A 19,207-nucleotide genomic window follows, 5' to 3' on the forward strand; every position below is an offset into this window, starting at 1 on the left:
CCCGGCCGTGCGCGCGTCCACCACGATCCCGGGATCCGTCAGCCCCGCGTCGCGGAGCATGGCCTGCAGCTCGCGCACCTTGCCCGCGTTCTGTGTCGCGAGCACCACGCGGGCACCGCGTACGTCATCGGCCACGGGTGGCCTCCAGGGTCTCCCGCTGGATCTCGGCCAGCTGGGCGCACCCGGCCACGGCGAGGTCGAGCAGCACGTCCAGTTCGGCGCGCTTGAACGGTGCGCCCTCGGCCGTGCCCTGGACCTCCACGAAGTCCCCCGAGCCGGTCACGACGACGTTCATGTCGGTTTCCGCGCGCACGTCCTCCACGTACGGCAGGTCCAGCACGGGAACACCGTCGATGATCCCCACGGACACGGCCGAGACCGTGTCGATGAGGGGGTTGACCCGCGGCTTGAGGATACCGTTGTCGTGGGCCCAGCGGATGGCCTCGGCGAGCGCGACGTACGCGCCGGTGATGGACGCGGTGCGCGTACCGCCGTCGGCCTGCAGGACGTCGCAGTCGAGGACCACGGTGTTCTCCCCGAGGGCCTTGAGGTCGATGATCGAACGCAGGGAGCGGCCGATCAGACGCGAGATCTCATGGGTGCGGCCACCGACCTTGCCCTTGACCGATTCGCGGGCCGAGCGCGTGGAGGTGGCGCGCGGGAGCATGGCGTACTCCGCGGTGACCCAACCCCGGCCCTCACCCTTGAGCCAGCGAGGCACGCCCTCCGTGAGGGACGCGGTGCACAGCACACGGGTGCCGCCGAATTCGATCAGGGCGGAACCCTCGGCCTGTTCGGACCAACCGCGGGTGATGGTGATGGGCCGCAGTTCGTCGACGGCGCGCCCGTCCGCTCGTACCAGCCCCGATGCGGCGGAGCCACCCTCGCCCGTGGAATTCTCGGTGGATCGTGCCGGCTCGGTAGGCGAAGTCATGGGTTTCAGCCTAGTCCCCGGTCACCGCGCTTGCCAATGCAGTGAACGACTGGTCGGTCGGCCCGGCAACGTCGTAACTCGTGGCCACACGGGCCACCGTGACCGGACCGGAGAACGCTCCGACGGCCTCCGCCGTGGCCGTGTCCACCGAGTTCCACACGGGCAGGTGGGTCAGCAGCAACCGACGCACACCCGCGGCGGTCGCGGTCTCTCCCGCGCGCTTGCCCGTGAGGTGGATCCCGCGCAGATGGTCCTCGCGGCCCTCCTGGTAGGCGGCCTCGCACAGGAACACGTCCGCGTCGCGGGCCGCTGCCACGAGCTCGTCGCACACGTCGGTGTCCCCCGAATACGTGAGGACCTCTGTGCCCTGGGCCCCGCGGTACTCGACGCGCAGCGCATAGGGCTCGGGGCACGGGTGGTTCACTGGGTGGGGTGTGACCGTGAACGGACCCACGGTCACGGGCTGGTTGGCCTGCCACACGTGGAAGTCGAACTCGGTGTCCATCGAGTGCTCGGGCGGCAACAGGTGCAGCTGGTTGAGGTATCCGTGCAGCATGGACGGACCGTAGATCGGGATGCGACCGCCCTGCCATCCGCGGGGATCCCACTTCACAGCCACGTGCAGACCGCCCACGTCCACGCAGTGGTCCGGGTGCAGGTGGGAGAGCATGATCGCGTCGATCTCGTGCAGGTCGATGTGGCGCTGCAGGACACCCAGGGCACCGTTGCCCATGTCCAGCACGATGCGCCACGTGCGCCCGTGCGCGTCCTCGCCGGAGAGCAGGTAGCACGAGGCGGGGGCATCGGGCCCGGGAAAACTTCCGGTGTTACCGATCACTGTGAGGATCATGGGTGATCGCCTTTCTGGTGCCGACTCAGCGCTGAGCCGCGTGGATCGTGGCGAGGGAACCGGTGGGGTACTGCTCCGCGACGGACGCCGTGTGCCGGACGCGGACCACTTCGGGGCCCAGGAACCGTTGGGCGAGGACCTCGAAGCTCACGGGGTCCCCCGTGGCCAGGAATTCGTGGTGGGGAGCGAGCTCGGGATCCCGCTCGAGGTGGTTGTCCAGCAGGCAGCGGTAGACGTCCCGCGAGGCCTCTTCCGAGGACGAGACCAGGTTCACGCTCTCGCCCATGACGTAAGAGATCACCGCCGTGAGCAGCGGGTAGTGCGTGCACCCGAGCACCAGGGTGTCTACGCTCGCGTCCTTGAGGGGCTGGAGGTAGTGCTGGGCGGTGCGCAACAGATCGGGCCCCGTGGTGACGCCGCGCTCCACGTACTCCACGAATTCGGGGCACGCCACGGACGTGATTTCGAGCTGGGGTGCGGCCGCGAACGTGTCGTCGTACGCGCGCGAGCCGATCGTCGCCTCGGTGCCGATCACCCCCACCCGACCGGAGCGCGTGGTGGCCACCGCGCGGCGCACCGCGGGCTGGATGACCTCGGTCACGGGGATGTTGTAACCGCGCGTGTAACGCTCGCGCGCATCCCGCAGCACTGCGGCGGACGCGGTGTTGCACGCGATCACGAGCAGCTTGACCCCGGAGTCCACGAGGTCGTCCATGATGCGCAGGGCGTTGGAACGCACCTCGGCGATCGGCAGGGGCCCGTAGGGGCCGTGCGCGGTGTCACCGACGTAGAGGATCTCCTCGTTGGGCAGCTGGTCGATGATCGCCCGCGCCACCGTGAGCCCGCCCACACCCGAATCGAACACGCCGATGGGCGAGTTGGGATTGGGACCGGTGGGACGTTCGTGCACCTGCATACCGGAAAACTGTAGTGCTTTTCGCGCGCGCCCTCGCGCATGAGACGTGTGACCTTGGCGATCCCCGGTCACCGGGGCGGCAGGGTCTTCAGCAGCGCGTTCATGAGGGTCTCCTGAAGCCAGGAGACGAAGTTGTAGACCACACCCATGTACTGCTCCACGTCCTCGGCCCGGCCGAAGTCGGTCAGCTCGGCCACGCGCTCGGCGGCCTCGGTCGAGTCGATGTTCAGCCGGGAGGCCAGCACCAGGCGGACGTCGTTGAGCGAGCGCGCGAAGTCCTGTGCCTGCGCCACGCTCAGCACCACGGGCTGGGATTCCAGGGCCAGGGAGGACGCACGCAATGCCGCGGTCTTGCGTTCGCGCAGCGAGCGGTCCGTGAGTCGCCGGAACTCCGCGGCCTGTTCCGGGTCCGACGACGCCGCGGGCAGCAGCCTGCGCACCGCCGGGTCCGTGGGTTCGGCCACGTCCTCGTCCCAGCCGAGCAGCGCCTCGAGCGGGTCGTCGTTGCGAGCCGGCCCGTCCTCGCGCGCTGCGGGTGCCAGGGTCTCCCCCACGTCCGAGAACAGTTTCTGCAACAACCGCACCTCGGGGGCCTCGAACCGACCGACGATGCCCTTGCGCGTGCGCTTGAACCCGTGCGCCATCAGTGCTCCCCCGCCTTCTCGTACGTGGCCCACAGGCCGTAGCCGTGCAGCGAGCTCACGTGCGTCTCCGCCTCCTCGAGGGTTCCCGTGAACACGATCGAGCGGCCCCGGTTGTGCACCTCGAGCATGAGTGTGCGGGCCTTGGCGTCCGAGTAGCCGAAGTGGGCGCGGAACACGTAGACCACGTAGCTCATGAGGTTCACGGGATCGTCCCACACCACCACGTTCCACGGCACGTTCATGGCCGTGACCGCCTGCTCCTCCCGTTCGAGCACGGGGGACTCCGCCGGCGCGGAGCTCATCAGGACGGCCGGGATCCGGGCGGGGACGGCGCGGTGCGTAGTGAACATCGCCTCCATGGTAGTCACGGGGACACGGATGTGCGCACGACGGACGGCCCACTAGGCTGGCCACGTGAACGAGCACACCTATTCCTGGCACCCGCAGCCCACGTCCTTGCTGACGGACCACTACGAGCTCACCATGTTGCAGGCCGCGCTCCGGGCAGGCACCGCGTCCCGCCGCAGCGTGTTCGAGGTCTTCGCCCGCAGACTCCCCAACGGCCGCCGCTACGGGGTGTTCGCCGGGATGGGCCGGGTGCTCGAGGGGCTCGAGCAGTTCCGATTCACCGACGAGCAGCTGCGGTTCCTGCGGGACACCGCCGTGGTGGACGCCCAGACCGTGGCGTACCTGGAGAACTTCCGTTTCACCGGCCAGATCCGCGGCTACGCCGAGGGCGAGACGTACTTCCCCCACTCGCCGCTGCTGAGCGTGGAGTCCTCGTTCGCCGAGGCGTGCGTCCTGGAGACCTACATCCTCTCCGTCCTGAACTTCGATTCCGCCGTGGCCTCGGCGGCCTCCCGCATGGTGGGTGCCGCGGGAGAGCGCCCGTGCATCGAGATGGGATCGCGCCGCGCCCACGAGCAGGCGGCCGTGGCCGCGGCCCGCGCCGCCGTGGTCGCGGGCTTCGACTCGACCTCCAACCTCGAGGCCGGTTTCCGCTACGGGGTCAAGACCGTGGGCACCGCGGCCCACTCGTTCACCCTGCTGCACGACTCCGAGGAGCAGGCGTTCCGCGCCCAACTGGACGCGCTGGGTGTGTCCACGACCCTTCTGGTCGACACGTACGACGTCGAACGGGCCGTCACGCTCGCCGTCGAGATCGCGGGCAAGGACCTCGGGGGCGTACGCCTGGACTCCGGCGACCTCGTGACGCAGGCCACGTCCGTGCGCGCGCTGCTCGACAAGCTCGGCAACTCCAACACCCGGATCACGGTCACCAGCGACCTGGACGAGTACGCGATCGCCGCCCTGCGCGCCGCTCCCGTGGACGCATACGGCGTGGGCACGCGCCTCGTCACGGGCTCGGGTGCCCCCACGTCGTCGATGGTCTACAAGCTCGTCTCGCGCGAGGGCGCCTCGGGCGCCATGGAACCCGTGGCCAAGGCGTCCCCCGGCAAGAAGTCGGTGGGCGGCGAGAAGTACGCGCTGCGCCGTCGTGATCCCCAGGGCGTGGCCACACACGAGATCGTGGGCGTGTCGCACATGCCCGAGGACGACGGCGATGACCGCCCCCTGCTCGTGGACTACGTCACCGGCGGCGAGCTGCACGACGGCTACACGGGCCCCGAGGCCGTAACCCGTGCCCGGCAGCGCCACGTCGATTCCGTGGCCGAACTGCCCCGCGCGGCGCGCCGACTCTCCGAGGGCGAGCCCGTGATCCCCACCGTGATCGAACCCGGAACCGCACACTGACCAGGGAGGTAGCCATGCGCACTGCATTGCTGATCGTGGACATCCAGAACGACTTCTGCGAGGGCGGCAGCCTGGCCGTCGAAGGCGGGGCGGCGGTCGCCGCGCAGGTCTCCGAGTACCTCGAGGACCACCACGGCGACTACGTTGCCGTGGCCGCGACCCAGGACTGGCATGTTGACCCCGGGGAGCACTTCAGCGACACCCCCGACTTCGTCACGAGCTGGCCCGTGCACTGCGTCGCGGAGACCACCGGCGCTGAAACGCACCCCGATCTCGACACCGAGTACGTCACGGAGTACTTCCGTAAGGGCGCATACGACGCCGCCTACTCCGGTTTCGAGGGCCTGTCCGCCCCGGACGTGGACGTCCCCATGGGGGAACCGGAGGAGGACTCCGACGAAGAACGCGTGAGCCTGGACGACTGGCTGCAGGAACGCGGCGTCGAGGCCGTGGACGTCGTCGGTCTCGCGCTGGACCACTGCGTGCTGGCCACCGCCAAGGACGCCGTGGAGGCCGGCTACGAGACCCGGGTGCTGCTGCCGCTCACCGCGCCCGTGGCAGCCGAGTCCGGTGAGCGGGCGGTCGAGGAACTCGAGGCCGCGGGCGCGGAGGTCGTGACCGACCTGGACTGAACGCCCGCCGCGCCGCCGTGCGGGCCGCGCCGCTTGGCCGCGTCGCCGCGTCGGCCGCTACGCGGCGTCGGCTACTTCCGGCCGATGAACCAGCGCTGCAACAGGGCGATCCGTGCGGTCAGCTGGTCCTCGGAGGCCTGGGCCACGGCCGGGCCTCCGCACTTGGTGCGCAATTCGTTGTGGATCACCCCGTGCGGTGTTCCGGTTCGCGCGGACCACGCGGAGACGTTCTTGGACAGCTGCGAGCGCAGGTCCTTCAGGCGGCGGTGATCCGGCACCGCGGGGGTCTGGGGTGCGTCATGGCCGCTCCGACCGTTGCGCTGGGCCGAGCGCGATTGCCGCTCCCGCAGCAGGGCCGAGACCTGGTCCGCGTCGAGCAACCCGGGGATCCCCAGGTATTCGGCTTCCTCCTCGGAACCAACCGCCGCGCCACCGCCGAAGGCGCCGCCATCGAAGAGCACACCGTGGAAGGACGCGTCCGAGTCCAGGGCCTGGAAGTTGCCCTGGGCCAGGGACGACGACGCCTTGTCCTCGCGGTTGGCCTCATCCAGCAGGTCGTCGTCCCAGCCCGTTTCCATGGGCTGGTCGAAGTCCACGACCCCCGGCATGTTCTTGGGCTTGTCCAACGCGTGGTCCCGCTCCTCCTCCATGGAGTTGGCGAGCGCCATGAGCGTGGGCACCGAGGGCAGGAACACGGACGCGGTCTCCCCGCGCTTGCGGGCGCGCACGAAGCGACCCACCGCCTGGGCGAAGAACAGCGGCGTGGAGGTGGACGTGGCGTACACGCCCACGGCCAACCGGGGCACGTCCACGCCCTCGGAGACCATGCGCACCGCGATCATCCAGCGCTTGTCGGATTCGGAGAACTCGTCGATCTTGTTGGACGCGGTCTTGTCGTCCGAGAGCACCACGGTGGGCCGCTCCCCCGTGATGGCGTGCAACTGTTCGGCGTAGGCCTTGGCGTCCTGGTGGTCCGTGGCGATCACGAGCGCCCCGGCGTCCGGGACGGTGCGCCGCACCTGCGTGAGCCGCTGATCGGCGGCGCGCAGCACGGACGGGATCCACTGCCCGTGCGGGTCCAGGGCGGTACGCCACGCGTGGGACGTGATGTCCTTGGTGAACCCCTCCCCGAGCTGGGCGGCCATCTCCTCACCGGCCGAGGTCCGCCAGCGCATCTGACCCGAGTAGGCCATGAAGATCACGGGACGCACCACGTGATCGTGCAGGGCGTCCGCGTACCCGTACGTGTAATCGGCCGTGGACCGGCGGATCCCGTCCCCGTCCTCCTCGTAGCTCACGAACGGGATGGGCGAGGTGTCCGAGCGGAACGGTGTACCCGTAAGGGCGAGCCGGCGGGTCGCGGGTTCGAAGGCCTCGCGCAGCCCGTCGCCCCAGGACAGGGAGTCACCGGCGTGGTGGATCTCGTCCATGATCACGAGCGTGCGCCCGGCCTCGGTGCGCGCGCGATGCAGCAGCGGCTTGTTGGCCACCTGTGCGTAGGTCACGGCCGCGCCCATGTAGCCGCGGCCGTGCTGGCCGTCCGCGTTCTTGAAGTTGGGGTCGATCGCGAGTCCCACGCGCGCCGCGGCGTCGGCCCACTGGCGCTTGAGGTGTTCCGTGGGGGTCACCACGGTCACGCGCTGAACGGTCCCCGCGTCATGCAGCTTCTTGGCCACGGTCAACGCGAAGGTCGTCTTACCCGCACCAGGGGTCGCCACGGCCATGAAATCACGCGGTTGGGCTTGTTCGTAGCGGTGGATCGCCTCCGCCTGCCACGCGCGCAACTTGGGCGCGGTCCCCCACGCCGCCCGGTCCGGATAGGCCGGCGGGAGATCCGCCGCGGCTCCGAAAAGGGACATTTGATCGCTGTCAGACACGTGGTGCTCGTCCTCTCCGCGCGCTCGTTGGCGCGCATCCACTCCGGTCCCGTCACACGGATCGGGGGCCTCGCTCGCGCGGACGACGACGCTCGGATCGCCGTCGTACGAGGCACGGACGACGACGCCGCCCGCGCGACCCCGCACGGCAAAGGCGCCCGCTGAGCGCGGGCGCCGCCGGTGGTCCCGCCCGGCGCGGGACCTCACGAGAAGGGAAGGGTGGTCAGTTCTCGGGCTCATCCTTGCCGGGACGCAGGCCCTGGTAGATCTCCTTGCACTCCGGGCACACGGGGAACTTCTGGGGATCCCGACCCGGGGTCCACACCTTGCCGCACAGGGCGATCACGGGTTCGCCGGACAGTGCCGACTCCATGATCTTCTCCTTCCGGACGTAGTGCGCGAACCGCTCGTGATCACCGGGTTCCTGCAGCTGCCGGGTGTCCTCGCGCTCGATCGTGGAGGTGCCACCCACGGTCTCGGGCTTCGTGCCGAACAGACCGTTGCTGATCACCCGGGAGGAGCGCACGGAAGGATCCGTGAATTCCTGGGCTTCGGTGATTTCCATGTCCCCCACTCTACCCCGCGCACCGGGCCCGGCTCACCGGTAGGCGGCCACCTCCTGGAGCAGTTCGGGCCCGCGCGCGTCCAGCCATTTACCGCCCGAACGCACGCCGATCCACAACACCACGAAGCCTTCCACGAGGCCCACGGCGAGCGCGAGCCAGCACCACACGGCGGCTCCCGTGACGAGGTACACGATCAGCAGGATCCCGGTCGGGAGCGCGAGCAGGGCCATGAGACCCATGATCACGAACTGCACCACCAGGTTGAGGATCGTGAACCCCTGAGGTGTCTTCATGGGGGACGCGCCCGGGGGCGGCGTGGGATACGTGTACCGGGCCGAGACGATCGAGACAACGCCGGCGCCACCGAGCAGGATCCCCACGCACACGCCCACCACGGCGGGCAGTGCGTCCCAGCGCTGCACGCCCGCGAGCCAGAGCACGATCGAGAGCAGCACCAGCGGCACGGCCACGATCAGCAGGGCCACCACGCGCCCCAGCCGATCCGCACGCCCGGAGACCGGTGCCAGGACGTGAAGGCTGAACGCGGTGTTGTCGTAGGAGACGTCCGCGGAGATCGCGTACGCCATGAGCAGCGACACGAACAGGGGCAGCGCCCACAGACTGAACCCCGACTCACCCGCGATGAACCAGAAGACCGCCCCGATCGCGGGGATCATGAGCAGCGACGCCGAGTAGCGCGGGTCCTTGAGCCAGTACGTGAGACACCGTGCGGCCACCGCACCCCATTGGTTCGCCGGGAACCGGTCGAACAGACCGACGCCCTCCTGCGGGCGGGACGTCCCCCGGGCGGCTCCGCCGGCGGCGTCGCCGAGGGCACGGCGCAGACCCGCACACGTAACGACCACGAGCAGGAGCAGCGTGACCAGGGAGATCGCCACTCGGGCGAGGGCCGCGAGCCAGTGACCCGACGCGACGTCGCCGGGGACCGCCCAGGTAGCACCGAGGGGGGTCCACGCGAGAACTCCCGCCCATGTGGGCAGCAGCTGCCACACCTGGCCCAGGCCGGTCGCGAACAAGGAGATGAGGGGCCCCAGCAGCACAACGAGAACCAGCACGACCATGGAGATGATCTCGTTCGTGCGCCGCCCCTTCGCGAAGTTCGCGCCCAGGGCCGTAACGCAGCGCGAACCGACGAACGCGAGCAGGGCGCCGATGATCGCGCACGGTATTGCCGCAATGAGCGCCACCGTGGAACCGCGCCACGAGAAAAGCCAGCCGAGCAGGGCGATCACGGTCAGCACCCCCGGGATCCCGACGACCGCGCCCGCCACCTGGCCGGCCACCAGACCCGTGGTGCTCAGGGGGAACAGGGCGAGCCGGGAAGGGTCCAGCGTGGAGTCGGCCTTGGACGAGACCAGCGGTACGAGCCACCAGCCCACGAGCAGCAGGGAACCCAGCAGGACCGACGCGACCACCACGGTCTCGAGGGCTTCACCCCCGAGCGCGATCAACGCGGTCAGCGCCATCCCCAGGAGGAACAGTGCGTAGAGGCCACCCAGAATCGTGCCCACCAGGATCCACGTGCTGCGGGTCAGGGTGTTGATGAGCATGCGCCATTTCAGCCCGGCCAGCCGCCGGGCCTCCTCGAACGCCCCGATGCTGCGCGTGACGGGTTCACCCCCGCCGTGCGAGGGGCGCACGGAGGCGGGAACGGCGGCGTCGGGCGCGACGTCCTGTGCGGGGCCTTCTGCGAATGCGGTGTCGAGGTGGTCGGGAGCCGCGGCGTCGCGCGGGTCGTTCACTCGGGACGCAGCCACTGCAACCCCTCCCCCGCTTCGGTGCGTCCGCCCACCAAGGACACGAACCGGTCCTCGAGGGACATGCCGGCGCACACCTCGTCCATGGTCCCCTGCGCGAGGACACGGCCTTGGTCCATCACGGCCACGTGATCGCACATGCGCTGCACAAGGTCCATCACGTGGCTCGAGACCACCACGGTGCCGCCCGAATTCGTGTACTGGTGCAGCAGCGATCGGATGTTCGCGGCGGAGACCGGGTCCACCGACTCGAACGGCTCGTCCAGCACGAGCAGGCTGGGTGCGTGGATCATGGCCGCGGCCAGGGCGATCTTCTTCGTCATACCCGCGGAGTAGTCCTGCACCTGGCGCCCCGCTGCGTCCTGCAGGTCCATGGCCACGATGAGGTCCTCGGTCCGCTGCGCGACGAGCTCGCGGTCCATCCCGCGCAGCAGACCCGAGTAGGTCACGAGCTGGCGTCCCGTGAGCCGGTCGAACAGGTGGGCGCCGTCGGGCAGCACACCCATGCGTCGCTTGGCGGTCACGGGATCACGCCACACGTCCACGAGCTTGTCGCGGCTTCCCCCGCCCACGAGCACCGAGCCCGCGGAGGGACGCAGCAATCCCGTGGCCATGGACAGCGTGGTCGTCTTGCCGGCGCCGTTGCGCCCTACGAGGCCGTAGAAGGAGCCCCGCGGCACCGTGAGGTTCACATGATCCGCGGCGGGTCGGCCGGACTGGCCGTAGAACTTGGTGAGGTCCCGCACGGCGAGCGCGGGCGTCCCCGTGCCGGAGTGCGGCGCGGGGACTCGGGGCGCGTACTGCGTGGTGGCATGGGGCGCCGCGTACCGCTGGGCGGCCCCAGGGGGTGCCGCATGCTCAGAGGGCGCCGCGTGCCGGGGTGCTCCCTGCTGCTCGGTCGAGGGGTCGTTCGCCACGGGTCCCCCGGCGCCGGGGGCGGGCTCGCGGCGCGGGGTCGTGGGTCCGTTCACTGGGCTACTCATGTCACCAATGTACTGAGTGACCCGCGTGGCATGGCGGATTCACCGGACCTCATCACTGTCGACCCGAGGATCCCGCCAACCCTTCACCGGGGCCGCTGAACGACGCCCGTCCGGGGCCGCGCGTCGCCGCAAGGCCCACCGCCCGTACCGGTCGACTTCAGCCGCAGCCCGGACATCAGCGGCAGCCTAAAAGAGCGCCCGCATCAACTGGGCGCGCGCGGCCACCACGCGGGTATCCTCCGCGCCGACGACGTCGAAGAGGTCCACGAGACGCGCCCGCGCGGCATCCTTGTCGTCCCCGGCCGTGGTGCGCACGAGGTTGAGCAGGCGCCGGAACGCGTCCTCCACGTGCCCACCGGAGAGGTCCAGGTCCGCGACGTCCAGAGCGGCCTGCACGTTCGTGGGATCAGCGGCCGCGGCTTCCCGCACGGCGGTCGCGTCCATCGCGCTCACGCGCTGCAAGAGGTGTACCTGAGCGAGTGCGAGCTTGGCGTCGTGGTCACCCGGGTTCTCCGCGAGCGCCTTGTTGTAACTGGCCTCCGCGCCGGCCAGGTCCCCGGCCTCGAGTTTGTCCAGGGCCTCCTGGTGCAGCGGGGGCAGGGGTTTGGGCTCGTTCGCCGCGACCGGTTCGGCTGTCCCCGTGACGCCGTTTTGCTGCGCGAGGCTTACGAGCTCGGTCAGCAGCTCACGCAACTGCTGTTCCGAGACCGTGGAGTTCACGAGCGGCACCACGCGCCCACCGAGCAATGCGAGCACGGTGGGAACGGTCTGCGCCTGGAACGCCTGCGCGATCTGCGGTTCCGCGGCGGCGTCCACGGTCCCCAGCATGAGCCGACCCCGGAACTCGTCCACGACCCGCCCGACCACGTCCACGAACGTCTCCGACTCCGGGCTCTGGGGCGCGTGCAGCACCACGACCACAGGGTACGTCGCGGAAGCCTCGGCGTAGCGCTGGAAGTTCGCGGTGGTCAGCTCCACGCGGTAGCTACCGGCGCCCGCGGACGTCGCCGCGGCGTCGTCGTTCGGCGCACCCGTCCGGGCACCGCCCGACGCGCCGAGATCCACGGCACCGCGCACGGACGCAGGAACCGCTTGCTCGTCCCGTGGGGGCTGCTGGTCCGGGGTGGAACGGGGGAATTCGCTCATGGGAACCTCCTTCGACGGCGAGTCCGCGACATGGGACGCGGACTCGATCGTGCGCCCTGTTCCCGGGCGCACGGACGGGTGTCTTTTGCTCCCATTATGTGCACCGGGAACGCTGGAAGTCCCGGCGGCCCGGCGTTGTACGCTTCCGGCGTGAGCACATCCCCAGGAGCGCAGGGTCGGCCCCCCGCGCGTTTCCGTCCGACCCGCCACCGCTTCGAGGTGCCGCCCGAACCCGCTGCGGGTGGAGAGCCCGCGCGGCGTGCGCCGTGGGACCACCCCGTGAACACGCGGACGCATCCCATCCAGACGGGCTTCCTGCTCACCGTGGGCGTGGGGATCGCGCTGCTGGGCTACTACGTGCTGACCAACGTGGGCGGACTCGTGGGGTGGATCGTCACGGCCGCGTTCATCTGTCTGGGGATGGATCCCCTGGTCCGCCGGCTCGAGACCAAGGGGTTGCCCCGCGCGGTGGCCGCCGGGGTGGTGATCCTGGCCCTGGCCCTGGTGATCACCGCGTTCATTATGGTCGTGGTCCCCCGCATGATCGAGCAGGCCCAGCAACTCGTGGCCCGCGCCCCCGAGCTCGTGACCGAGTTCATGAACTCCGAGTTGTTCCAGGGCCTGGACGACCGCTTCGACATCGCCGCGTCCGTGCAACACACCACCGGGGCCTTCCAGGAACGCCTCGCCACGGACGAGAACCTGCTGGGCGGGATGTTCGGTTCGGTCGTGAGCGTGAGCGGCGTGGTGATCAATGCAGTGACCGGGACGCTCATCGTCATGGCGCTGAGCCTGTACTTCCTCTTCTCGCTGCCCACGATCAAGGCCTGGTGCTATCGCCTGGTCCCCGCGAGCAAGCGCGCCCGGGTCAAGCACCTGGGCGACCAGATGACCAAGGGCGTGGGCAACTACGTCATGGGTCAGGCGTGCGTGGCACTGCTCAACGCGCTCGTCGCGTTCATCCTCATGAACGTCACGGGGGTCCCCTACGCCACACTGCTGGTCCTGTTCGTCGCGCTGCTCGCGTTCATCCCCCTGGTGGGTGGCGTGCTCGCCGGCATCCTCGTGACGCTCATGGCCACGCTCGGCGGGTGGGACACCGCGATCCCGTACGCCCTGTGCTACTTCGCGTACCTCCAGCTCGAGGCCTATGTGGTCTCACCCAGGATCATGGCCCGCGCGGTGGCCGTTCCCGGCGCGGTCGCGGTGATCGCGGTGGCCGCCGGCGGTGCGCTGTGGGGCATCCTCGGTGCGCTCATCGCCATCCCCACCGCGGCCGCGGGACTGCTGCTGGTGCGCGAGGTCTTCGTCCCGCGCCAGGACGCGCGCTGACGGCGGCGACGCCGCTGTACCCCGCCGCGCCGCGTTGTCGCCCGTGCAGGTGGGGGCGCGTCGTCGTCCGAGCAGGCAGGTGCGGGCCGTCGTCCGCGGCGGCAGCTCCGTGCCGTTGCCGCCCATGCCGACGCGCGGCGTCGTCGCCGGTGCACAAGAGCGCGTGAGCCGGGGGCAACCGGACCGCTAGGCTGTCCTGGTGCGTTTAGTGATTGCAGACTGCTCGGTACGGTACGAAGGGCGCTTGAACGCGCACCTGCCCCTGGCTCGTCGGCTCATCATGCTCAAGGCGGACGGCTCGGTGCTGATCCACTCCGACGGCGGATCCTACAAACCGCTGAACTGGATGAGTCCGCCCGCCACGATGCACGTGCGCGAACCCTCCGACGAGCTTGCCGCGGACGGTGTGAGCGAGGTGTGGGAGGTCCAGGCGGGCAAGTCCGACGACCGGCTGATCATCCACATCATGACCGTCCACTCCCAGCTCACCCACGACCTCGGCACGGACCCCGGATTGGTCAAGGACGGCGTGGAGGCCGATCTGCAGCGGTTGCTCGCGGAGCAGATCACCCTGCTCGGGGACGGGTTCTCCCTGGTGCGTCGCGAGTACCCCACGAGCATCGGCCCCGTGGACATCCTCGCGCGGGACGCCGGCGGGGCCACGGTGGCCGTGGAACTCAAGCGCCGCGGTGACATCGACGGCGTGGAGCAGCTGACCCGCTACCTCGAACTGCTCAACCGCGATCCCCTGTTGAGCCCCGTGCGAGGTGTCTACGCGGCCCAGCAGATCAAACCGCAGGCCCGTGTCCTCGCGCGCGACCGCGGCATCGAGTGCCTGACACTGGACTACGACGAGATGCGCGGCAACGTGGACACCCAGTCCCGCCTCTTCTGATCAGCCCCCTATGCCGGAACCCGTCTGCGGATCGCGTGGGAGGAAACCGGTCATATTCTCGGACCTCGTAGTAAATCACCTGATGCCGATTGACCCTGGGGCGGCAGTGTGTGATGCTTGAGGTGTTCTCGCATCATGTTTGACATGCTCGCAGGAATGGTAGCGAGCGTGAAGTTCTGACTGGCGCTGTGGCACAACATCTTGTGAGCCGCATCCACAGCCTTCTCGCGGTACCGGTTCAGGTGCACAATCGTGTGCACGCACTACATACTCCAGAAGGAGATGCCCCATTATGGCTCAGGGCACCGTTAAGTGGTTCAACGCAGAGAAGGGCTTCGGCTTCATCACGCCGGACGACGCTGATGGCGACGTCTTCGTGCACTACAGCGAAATCCAGTCGGGCGGCTTCCGCACCCTCGAAGAGAACCAGCGCGTCGAGTTCGAGATCGGTCAGGGCCAGAAGGGCCCGCAGGCCACCGGCGTGAACGTCATCTGACATTCCCCGGACGAAACCCCCGTCGCCTTTCGAGGTGGCGGGGGTTTTCTCGTGCCCGCTGTGACGCGAGCGAGTCGCGGGGCCGGGTGAGCTGAGGGGCAGATGCCGGGACGCACGGGACGTTCGCACGCCGCGGCAATCCCACTCCACAGAATGTTAAGTGGAGCAGAAGCAGCTCAGCGCGCCAAAATTTGCTTTTGCTGAGTAAAAGCAGGGGTGGGGGTGGGCGCGGCGGGTTATCCGAGGAGCGCCGCGGGCGCGGTCAGTTCCAACTGCGAGCCATGCGGCGCTGCACCTTGGCTCCCGCTCCGGCCAGATGGTCCACGAAGTGCTCGTAGCCGCGGTCGATGTGCCCCACCCCGGAGACCTCGGTGACCCCGTGGGCCGCCATCCCCGCGATCACGAGAGCCGCGCCGGCCCGGATGTCCATGGCTTCCACGGGAGCACCCGACAGCTTGTTCGACGGGACGCCGTCCACCCGGGCGTGATGCCCGTCCAGGCGCACACGCGCACCGAGCCGCTCAAGCTCCGCAGTGAATCCCCACCGGGCCTCGAACACGTTCTCCGTGATGATCCCACTACCCTCGGCCACCGCGTTGAGCGCCACCACGAACGGTTGCAGATCCGTGGGGAACCCCGGATAGGGCAGGGTCGAGACGTTGATGGCCTTGGGCCGCTCGGGACCGCGCACCACGAACCGCCCATCGGCGGTGTTGATCTCGCAACCCGCGCAGCGCAGCTTGGCCAGCACCACGTCCAGGTGTTCCGGTTCCGCACCCACGATCTCTACGCGACCGCCCGTGACCGCGGCGGCAAAGGCCCACGTCCCGGCCACGATACGGTCCGGGACCGTGCGGTGTGTGACCGGGTGCAACCGCGGGACCCCCTCGACCATGATCGTGGTGGAACCGAGCCCCTCGATCCGTGCACCCATGGCCTGCAGCATCCGGCCGATGTCCACGATCTCCGGTTCGCGGGCCACGTTGTCCAGCACCGTGACGCCCCGGGCGGTCGTGGCTGCGGTCATCAGGTTCTCGGTGGCCCCCACGGAGGGGTAGTCCAGTCGATAGGTCGCACCCGTCAGACCGTCCGGTGCACTAGCTCGCAGGAACCCGCGTTCGATGGTCAACCGGGCCCCCATGGCCTCGAGTCCCGCGCGATGCATATCCAGGCCCCGGGTTCCGATCGCGTCCCCGCCTGGCAGGGCGACCTCGGCCTGGAGACAGCGCGCCATGAGCGGGCCCAGCACGGAGATGGACGCCCGCATGGCCCGCACGAGGTCGTAGTCGGCCTGGTGACCGAGCTCCTCCGGGACGTCGATGGTCACGGTGTGCGCCGAGGGCTCGTACGAGACCTCGCACCCGAGCCGGCGCAACAGCTCCGCCATGATCGTGACGTCCTGGATCTCGGGGACGTTGGTGATCGTGGAACGGCCCGTGGCGAGCAGCGCCGCAGCCATGAGCTTGAGCACACTGTTTTTGGCACCGTACACGGGCAGCTCACCGTTGATCTTCGTGGGCCCGTGTACTTCGATCTTCTCTTCCATGCATTCTCCTCGATCACGAGTACGGGACAGTCCGCCGTGACACCTGGGCCAGCGCACCACGGTAGGCGAACGACGTCGACCCCCGCACCCGAAGGCACGAGGGTCGACGTCAAGCGGTCACGCGATACCGCTCAGGCGGAACGCGCCTCCGAATCCAGGGAGACCTCGTCCGCAACCACCGTGACACGGTTGTTGTCCACGGAGACGAACCCGGAGTCGATGCTGCCCACGAGACGGTCGCCGTCCACACGGTCGATGGCGAACTCCCCCGGCTTGAGCAGCCCCGCCATGGACTCGTGTCCCGGCATGATGCCGATGTCGCCCTCGGTGGTGCGTACCCGCACGAGGCGCGCGGTACCCGTCCAGATCTTGCGATCCAGGGCGACGATTTCCACGATGAGTTCGGCCATGATTACTTCTCGCCCGTCTCGGCCTTGATCTCGTCCCAGCGCCGCATGACGTCGTCCAGGCCGCCGACGTTGTAGAACGCCTGCTCGGGGACGTTGTCCAGCTCGCCGTCGCAGATCTTGCCGAAGGCCTCGACGGTCTCCTCGAGGGGAACCGTGGAGCCCTCCACGCCGGTGAACTGCTTGGCGGTGTAGGTGTTCTGGGACAGGAACTGCTCGATGCGGCGGGCGCGGGAGACCACGACCTTCTGCTCCTCGGAGAGTTCTTCGACACCGAGGATCGCGATGATGTCCTGCAGTTCCTTGTTCTCCTGCAGGATCCCCTTGACGCGGGTGGCCACGTCGTAGTGGGTCTGGCCCACGTACTGCGGGTCCAGGATGCGGGAGGTCGAGGACAGCGGATCGATCGCGGGGTACAGACCACGCGAGGCGATCTCACGCGAGAGCTCGGTGGTCGCGTCCAGGTGCGCGAACGTGGTCGCGGGAGCCGGGTCGGTGTAGTCGTCAGCGGGCACGTAGATGGCCTGCATGGACGTGATGGAGTGACCACGGGTCGAGGTGATGCGCTCCTGAAGCACACCCATCTCGTCCGCGAGGGTGGGCTGGTAGCCCACGGCGGAGGGGATGCGGCCCAGCAGCGTGGAGACCTCGGAACCGGCCTGCGTGAACCGGAAGATGTTGTCGATGAACAACAGCACGTCCTGGTTCTGCACGTCGCGGAAGTACTCCGCCATGGTCAGACCGGTCAGGGCCACGCGCAGACGCGTTCCGGGCGGCTCGTCCATCTGGCCGAACACGAGGGCGGTGTCCTTGAGAACGCCTGCCTCCTCCATCTCGACCCACAGGTCGTTGCCCTCACGGGTACGCTCACCAACGCCGGCGAACACGGAGGTACCGCCGAAGTTGCGGGCCACACGCGTGATCATCTCCTGGATCAGCACGGTCTTGCCCACGCCCGCGCCGCCGAAGAGGCCGATCTTACCGCCCTTGATGTAGGGGGTCAGCAGGTCGATGGACTTGATGCCCGTTTCCATCATCTCGGTGCTGCCCTCGAGCTCCGCGAAGGACGGGGCCTTGCGGTGGATGGGCCAGCGCTCCTGGATGTCCAGCTCGGAGGTGGGCAGGTCCAGCGCGTCACCGAGTACGTTGAAGATGTGGCCCTTGACCACGTCACCCACGGGCACGGAGATGGGGGCGCCCGTGTCCTGCACGGGGGTCCCGCGCACCAGACCGTCGGTCTGCTGCAGGGAGATCGCGCGCACCACGTTGGTGCCCAGGTGCTGTGCCGTCTCGAAGGTGATCCGGCGGGGCTGGCCGTTGAACTCGTAGTCCGCGGTCAGCGCATTGTAGAGGTCGGGGACCTGGTTCTCGGGGAACTCGACGTCGACCACGGGCCCGATCACCCGGGCGATGCGGCCGGTGGCACCTTCCGAGACCGGCTGGGTGGCCTGGTCGTTGATTGTGGCAGTCATTTCTCTCACTTCGTTTCGGCTGGCAAGGGCGGGCAGCGCGGGCTACAGTGCCTCGGCGCCACTGACGATTTCGGTCAACTCGGTGGTGATCTCGGCCTGGCGGGCGTTGTTCATCAAGCGCGTGTACTTCTTGATGAGCTCGGTCGCGTTGTCCCCGGCGGCCTTCATGGCGCGCTGGCGGGATGCGAGCTCGCTCGACGCCGCGTGGCACAGGGCGGAGTAGATCCGCGCCTTCACGTACCGGGGCAGGATCTGGTTGAAGAGCTCCTCCGCGTTCGGCTCGAACTCGAAGTTGTTCTGCGTCTCTTCGAGGGCCTCGTAACGCTCGGAGATCTCGTCCCCGAGGTCGTTCGCGTCCACGACCTCCAGGGGCAGCAGGCGCAACACCCGGGGCTCCTGGTTCACCATGGAGTTGAACTGCGTGTACACGAGCAGCACCTCGTCCACGCCACCGTCCTCGTACGGGGCGTTGATGTCGCGCATCAATTTGTCCGTGAGTTCCTCGGCGCGCTCGGTCGTGGCGTTGTCCGTGTTGCCCGTCCAGAATTCGTCGTAGTCACGGTGCCGGAAGTCGAAGTACGCCTTGGCCTTGCGGCCCACGAGGTACACGCGCGCTTCCTTGCCCTGCGAACGCAACAGCTCGAGCAACTCCTCCGTGCGCTTGAGCACGTTGGAGGAGTAGGACCCCGCGAGCCCGCGGTCCGACGTGAACACCAGGACGGCCGAACGCCGCACATCGTCGGGGACGGTGGTCAGGGGGTGGGAGATGTTGTGCTGCGTGGCGATCTGGGAGACCGCGCGGGTCAGCGCATTGGCGTACGGGTACGCGGCTTCGAGACTCTGACGGGACTTGTTGATGCGCGAGGTCGCGATCATCTCCATCGCCTTGAAGATCTTCTTCATCGACGACGTGGACGCGATCTTCTGTCGGTAGACCCGAATCTGCGCTCCCATGAAATTTCCTTTCGGCACCGCCGT

Annotated in this window: 20 protein-coding genes; 6 read left to right on the top strand and 14 right to left on the bottom strand. The window is 68.8% G+C overall.

Features of this window, described 5'->3' with window-relative positions:
• Positions 1-124: 124 nt before the first annotated feature.
• The 5 genes from rph to clpS form a co-directional block, all read right to left on the bottom strand.
• Positions 125-934 (bottom strand): ribonuclease PH, encoded by an 810-nt coding sequence (rph, locus tag B3I25_RS06885; RefSeq protein ID WP_286738401.1) that lies wholly within the window; start codon positions 932-934, stop codon positions 125-127.
• A gap of 10 nt (positions 935-944) precedes the next feature.
• Positions 945-1,784, bottom strand: coding sequence for an MBL fold metallo-hydrolase (locus B3I25_RS06890; RefSeq protein ID WP_064845704.1), 840 nt, complete (start codon positions 1,782-1,784; stop codon positions 945-947).
• 25 nt (positions 1,785-1,809) lie between these two features.
• Positions 1,810-2,700, bottom strand: a complete 891-nt coding sequence (murI, locus tag B3I25_RS06895) for a glutamate racemase (protein WP_098054744.1) — start codon at positions 2,698-2,700, stop codon at positions 1,810-1,812.
• A gap of 68 nt (positions 2,701-2,768) precedes the next feature.
• Positions 2,769-3,344, bottom strand: a complete 576-nt coding sequence (locus B3I25_RS06900) for a DUF2017 domain-containing protein (protein WP_193519865.1) — start codon at positions 3,342-3,344, stop codon at positions 2,769-2,771.
• Positions 3,344-3,694 carry an ATP-dependent Clp protease adapter ClpS gene (clpS, locus tag B3I25_RS06905; RefSeq protein ID WP_206398972.1) on the bottom strand — a complete coding sequence of 117 codons (351 nt, stop codon included), beginning with the start codon at positions 3,692-3,694 and terminating at the stop codon, positions 3,344-3,346. The genes B3I25_RS06900 and clpS overlap by 1 nt, the downstream gene beginning before the upstream one ends.
• Positions 3,695-3,758: 64 nt before the next feature.
• On the opposite strand from clpS, the gene B3I25_RS06910 reads away from it, so the two are divergent.
• Complete coding sequence (locus tag B3I25_RS06910; RefSeq protein ID WP_286738402.1) at positions 3,759-5,099, top strand: nicotinate phosphoribosyltransferase; 1,341 nt, start codon at positions 3,759-3,761, stop codon at positions 5,097-5,099.
• A 14-nt stretch (positions 5,100-5,113) separates the two neighbouring features.
• Entirely contained in the window at positions 5,114-5,731 is a 618-nt protein-coding gene (locus tag B3I25_RS06915) for an isochorismatase family protein (protein ID WP_286738403.1), read from the top strand.
• Positions 5,732-5,802: 71 nt separating this feature from the next.
• On the opposite strand, the gene B3I25_RS06920 is transcribed toward B3I25_RS06915, so the two are convergent.
• Positions 5,803-7,590 (bottom strand): DEAD/DEAH box helicase, encoded by a 1,788-nt coding sequence (locus B3I25_RS06920; protein ID WP_167318356.1) that lies wholly within the window; start codon positions 7,588-7,590, stop codon positions 5,803-5,805.
• On the opposite strand from B3I25_RS06920, the gene B3I25_RS06925 reads away from it, so the two are divergent.
• On the top strand, positions 7,591-7,773 hold the full coding sequence (locus B3I25_RS06925; RefSeq protein ID WP_131332681.1) for a hypothetical protein: 183 nt from the start codon (positions 7,591-7,593) through the stop codon (positions 7,771-7,773).
• 58 nt (positions 7,774-7,831) lie between these two features.
• Here B3I25_RS06925 and B3I25_RS06930 read toward each other — a convergent pair whose 3' ends face one another.
• The 4 genes from B3I25_RS06930 to B3I25_RS06945 all read right to left on the bottom strand — a co-directional run bounded on the left by B3I25_RS06930 (position 7,832) and on the right by B3I25_RS06945 (position 12,081).
• Positions 7,832-8,173: a DUF3039 domain-containing protein gene (locus B3I25_RS06930; RefSeq protein WP_082943205.1), complete on the bottom strand. Its 342-nt coding sequence runs from the start codon at positions 8,171-8,173 to the stop codon at positions 7,832-7,834.
• A 33-nt stretch (positions 8,174-8,206) separates the two neighbouring features.
• Positions 8,207-9,952 carry a hypothetical protein gene (locus B3I25_RS06935; protein WP_286738406.1) on the bottom strand — a complete coding sequence of 582 codons (1,746 nt, stop codon included), beginning with the start codon at positions 9,950-9,952 and terminating at the stop codon, positions 8,207-8,209.
• Positions 9,934-10,935 (bottom strand): ATP-binding cassette domain-containing protein, encoded by a 1,002-nt coding sequence (locus B3I25_RS06940; RefSeq protein ID WP_286738407.1) that lies wholly within the window; start codon positions 10,933-10,935, stop codon positions 9,934-9,936. Before B3I25_RS06940 ends, B3I25_RS06935 begins: the two co-directional genes overlap by 19 nt.
• Before the next feature lie 186 nt (positions 10,936-11,121).
• Positions 11,122-12,081: a tetratricopeptide repeat protein gene (locus B3I25_RS06945; protein ID WP_286738408.1), complete on the bottom strand. Its 960-nt coding sequence runs from the start codon at positions 12,079-12,081 to the stop codon at positions 11,122-11,124.
• Between the two features lie 150 nt (positions 12,082-12,231).
• Here B3I25_RS06945 and B3I25_RS06950 point away from each other — a divergent pair, with 150 nt between their 5' ends.
• From B3I25_RS06950 to B3I25_RS06960, 3 genes are all read left to right on the top strand, one after another.
• Positions 12,232-13,413: an AI-2E family transporter gene (locus tag B3I25_RS06950; protein ID WP_286738409.1), complete on the top strand. Its 1,182-nt coding sequence runs from the start codon at positions 12,232-12,234 to the stop codon at positions 13,411-13,413.
• 199 nt (positions 13,414-13,612) lie between these two features.
• A complete protein-coding gene (gene nucS / locus B3I25_RS06955) occupies positions 13,613-14,308 on the top strand; it encodes an endonuclease NucS (protein ID WP_064845713.1) in 696 nt (231 codons plus the stop codon).
• Between the two features lie 292 nt (positions 14,309-14,600).
• Complete coding sequence (locus B3I25_RS06960) at positions 14,601-14,804, top strand: cold-shock protein (protein ID WP_064845714.1); 204 nt, start codon at positions 14,601-14,603, stop codon at positions 14,802-14,804.
• Between the two features lie 262 nt (positions 14,805-15,066).
• On the opposite strand, the gene murA is transcribed toward B3I25_RS06960, so the two are convergent.
• The 4 genes from murA to B3I25_RS06980 form a co-directional block, all read right to left on the bottom strand.
• Positions 15,067-16,350 carry a UDP-N-acetylglucosamine 1-carboxyvinyltransferase gene (gene murA, locus B3I25_RS06965; protein WP_064845715.1) on the bottom strand — a complete coding sequence of 428 codons (1,284 nt, stop codon included), beginning with the start codon at positions 16,348-16,350 and terminating at the stop codon, positions 15,067-15,069.
• A gap of 131 nt (positions 16,351-16,481) precedes the next feature.
• Positions 16,482-16,760 (bottom strand): F0F1 ATP synthase subunit epsilon, encoded by a 279-nt coding sequence (locus B3I25_RS06970; RefSeq protein WP_064845716.1) that lies wholly within the window; start codon positions 16,758-16,760, stop codon positions 16,482-16,484.
• 2 nt (positions 16,761-16,762) lie between these two features.
• Entirely contained in the window at positions 16,763-18,229 is a 1,467-nt protein-coding gene (atpD, locus tag B3I25_RS06975) for a F0F1 ATP synthase subunit beta (RefSeq protein WP_035964656.1), read from the bottom strand.
• 42 nt (positions 18,230-18,271) lie between these two features.
• Positions 18,272-19,183 (bottom strand): F0F1 ATP synthase subunit gamma, encoded by a 912-nt coding sequence (locus tag B3I25_RS06980; RefSeq protein WP_064845717.1) that lies wholly within the window; start codon positions 19,181-19,183, stop codon positions 18,272-18,274.
• Positions 19,184-19,207 lie beyond the last annotated feature (24 nt).

It is taken from the genome of Kocuria sp. UBA1838 (genome assembly GCF_002338785.1).
In the GTDB taxonomy this organism is placed as follows: domain Bacteria; phylum Actinomycetota; class Actinomycetes; order Actinomycetales; family Micrococcaceae; genus Kocuria; species Kocuria marina.